At 44.6% G+C, this 3,189-nt stretch carries 3 protein-coding genes and 1 pseudogene; all 4 read right to left on the bottom strand.

Annotated elements, in window-relative coordinates:
• The coding region (locus SPADD19_RS06070) for an NAD-dependent protein deacylase (RefSeq protein ID WP_061455596.1) at nucleotides 1–722 on the bottom strand (722 nt) is incomplete at its 3' end.
• Nucleotides 723–1,490, bottom strand: a complete 768-nt coding sequence (locus SPADD19_RS06065; RefSeq protein ID WP_061455520.1) for a hypothetical protein — start codon at nucleotides 1,488–1,490, stop codon at nucleotides 723–725.
• Complete coding sequence (gene deoD, locus SPADD19_RS06060) at nucleotides 1,490–2,200, bottom strand: purine-nucleoside phosphorylase (RefSeq protein ID WP_049518021.1); 711 nt, start codon at nucleotides 2,198–2,200, stop codon at nucleotides 1,490–1,492. The genes SPADD19_RS06065 and deoD overlap by 1 nt, the downstream gene beginning before the upstream one ends.
• A 392-nt stretch (nucleotides 2,201–2,592) precedes the next feature.
• Nucleotides 2,593–3,189, bottom strand: a pseudogene (locus tag SPADD19_RS06055) (glutamine amidotransferase-related protein); the annotation flags it as partial.

Here is a 3,189-nt window from a genome sequence, read left to right as displayed (position 1 = left end):
AATTGTGAAAATACTTCCCCAATTTTCCCTTCAATGACCAGGTCTGCTTGCTTGTCTTGTGGGATACTGGTTTTATTGATGACAACCAGCTTCTTCCCTTGGAAATACTGGATCAAACTGGCTGCCGGGTAGACCACAAGTGAGGTTCCACCGATAATCAGCAGATCAGCCTCTTGGATAGCTTGAGCAGCTTGGCTAAAGACGTACATATCAAGAGGCTCCTCGTAGAGGGTCACATCAGGCTTGACCACCTTGCCACAGTTCAGGCAATGTGGAACCGGGCCTTCTAAAGCTAGAAAGGCATCTAAATCATAAAATCGCTGGCAACCCATACAGTAATTGCGGTCGGCGCTGCCATGGAGCTTCCAAACTTTTTTAGAACCAGCCATTTCATGGAGACTATCGATATTTTGTGTCACCACTGCCTTGAGCTTACCGGTCTCTTCAAGCCGAGCCAGATACCGATGGGCTGCATTGGGCTTGGCATCTGGGTAGAGCAAGTACTTCTTATAAAAGTCGAAAAAGTCCTCTGGATAGCGCTCAAACATGGTATGGGAGACCAATTGCTCGGCTGTCAAATGCCGTCCTACCTGAACGCTATAGACACCGTCTGAGCTTCGAAAATCAGGAATATTTGACTCCGTGGAAACTCCTGCCCCACCGAAAAAAACGATCCGTTGACTCTGATCAATCATCTCCTGTAGTTGAGCAAACTTATCCATCTACTTCTCCTTTAGTAGCTCTTCCATCACAGCATTGGCCTGATCAAAATAAAAGTTAACTTGATCATAATGAATGCCAGTGTAGCTTGCAAGGTCAATCAAATTCTTCATAAAATCCTGAGAAGAGAAACCAGTCGTCCGATGAAGCTCTTCCTCATCAAAGGGCTTGATCAAGTGGGCCAGGGGGTTGCGAACTGATTTTTCTAACTCCCGCAATTGTTGGGCCGCAACTTTGACGCTATCTGGCAAATCCAACTGCACAATCAACTCCGTCAAACTGGACGAATTGACCACACTTTCGCTGTGGAATTGCTGCAGGATAGGGTTGTCTGACGCATGTAGACTCTCGAATTTCCAACGGTCATAACTGGATTCTTTGGAGTTATAGATATAGTTGGTAATATCAGGAATTTTCAACTGAATCAAACGCATAAAGATCCGATAGATGGCTGGGCTAACAGCACGAACAAAGTCAATAATCTGCTCATTTCGCAACTTCGCCTCTAAGTCATAGAGGTAGTTGGCCAACAGCTCATCTTCTGGATCTTCATGCCAAAAAAGCTGAAAACCAGTTGCCTCTAGCAACTCGGTTCTCAACTTTTGATTCATGACGGGTTGGATATTGAGCTCTCGACGCTCCGCCATTAACTGTAGTAAGCTCACCAACAAATCCGGTACTTCTTCCTGCTGCTTGATAGAGCGCAGAGCCCGGCTGTAGTGATAATTTTGGAGATCGTAGAGCCATTCATCATGAAGGAATTTTGCCATTAGTCTGCAATCAAGGTCTCAAGACCAACTTTCATCATGTCAGTGAAAGTGTTTTGACGTTCTTCAGCTGTAGTGTCTTCATCTGGATTGACCAAACTGTCTGAAATCGTCATGATAGCAAGGGCATCTACATGGTGTTGAGCAGCAAGATAGTAAAGAGCTGCTGCTTCCATTTCTACAGCTTTCACACCCCATTTACCAAGCTCGATGTTCTTTTCACCGTAGTTTGAATAGAAGACATCTGATGACAAGACATTGCCGACGTGAGTCGTCATACCAAGGTCTTTGGCAATGTGGTAAGCCTTGTCTAAAAGATCAAAGCTAGCGATTTGTGGGAAATCGTATTGAGGCCAGTCGTTGCGGATGATGTTTGAGTTGGTTGCGGTAGCTTGTGCCAAGACCAATTCACGAACATGCACATCCTCATTCAAAGAACCAGCCGTTCCCACACGGATCAATTTCTTCACGCCGTAGTCGACAATCAATTCACGCGCATAGATAGAGATCGATGGCATCCCCATCCCAGTTCCCATAACAGAAACACGGTGACCTTTGTAAGTCCCTGTGTAACCAAACATGTTACGAACTTCGTTGAAGCAAACAGCGTCTTCAAGGAAATTCTCAGCAATAAATTTCGCACGAAGAGGATCCCCAGGAAGAAGAATTTTATCAGCAATTTCACCATGCTTAGCAGCAATATGGATAGACATAATTAAGATATAAAGGGCGACAGAGAACAAAGTAAAAATAGGAAACTGACGACGCATCGCAGATGCTAGACAGTTTATCTTTTTTACACAGTTCTCCGCCCGTATTCAGTTCAGAGAATACGGTTAACCCATCCTTTCTTTTTTAATTGAGTGATTTGAAAAGCTTTCCGCTCGTGTTCAAATCAGAACACGTGCTCTACCTTTCTATAAGATACCAAGCCCGTAAAAAGCACAGTGAAAATAGGGGATGGACGCAGCAAGTACTGGACTTGCAAGTCCATCGATCTTTTTCACACAGCTTTTAGGGCGGGTTCAATTGTAAGTTAGTTTTGAAAGTTAAGGCGATTCCGGGTACAATTTCAAACCCGAACTACCCATCCTTTCTTTTTTATTTATTTTGTTAATGAATCCAAAAATTCATAGAGTTTGGCATTCATTTCTCGATAATCGTAAGCACGAATGGCTTCGGGTTTTTGAACAAAGGTCAGGTTTTGGCTTTGATCTTCCAAAACAGCTTCACCGTCTGCAGCAATCAAGAGATCAACTGCTTCTGGATCAAATTCCAAGTGAGCTTGGAAGGCATAATGTTTCGGACTAAAGCGAATCATCTGACGTGGACACCCTTGACTAGTCGCAAGAACGACAGCATCTTCTGTCAATCCGGGCATATCACCATGCCAGTGACCAGTTTCAAGAGTTTTTCCAAACTCACCGACATGTGGATCTGTGAGTCCTTCAGGCGTCAAGGTCACAGGATAAACCCCAATCTCACGTTCCGGACTGTGCTCATACTTCGCTCCATAGGCAACAGACAGGAGCTGGGCACCAAGGCAGACGCCAACAATATAACGATCTGCCTTGATGGCTTTTTGAATCAACTCGATCTCTGCCTGAGGATCGTAGTATGGAAAAGCTTCTCGATCTTCATCTGGCGATTGAGGTCCTCCCATGACGATCAAAAAGTCGATCTCATCCACTGTCTCTGTAGG

Origin of the sequence: Streptococcus parasanguinis (assembly GCF_001578955.1) — a bacterium.
Lineage (GTDB): Bacteria > Bacillota > Bacilli > Lactobacillales > Streptococcaceae > Streptococcus > Streptococcus parasanguinis_U.
This window is presented reverse-complemented; position numbering and strand designations above follow the sequence as displayed.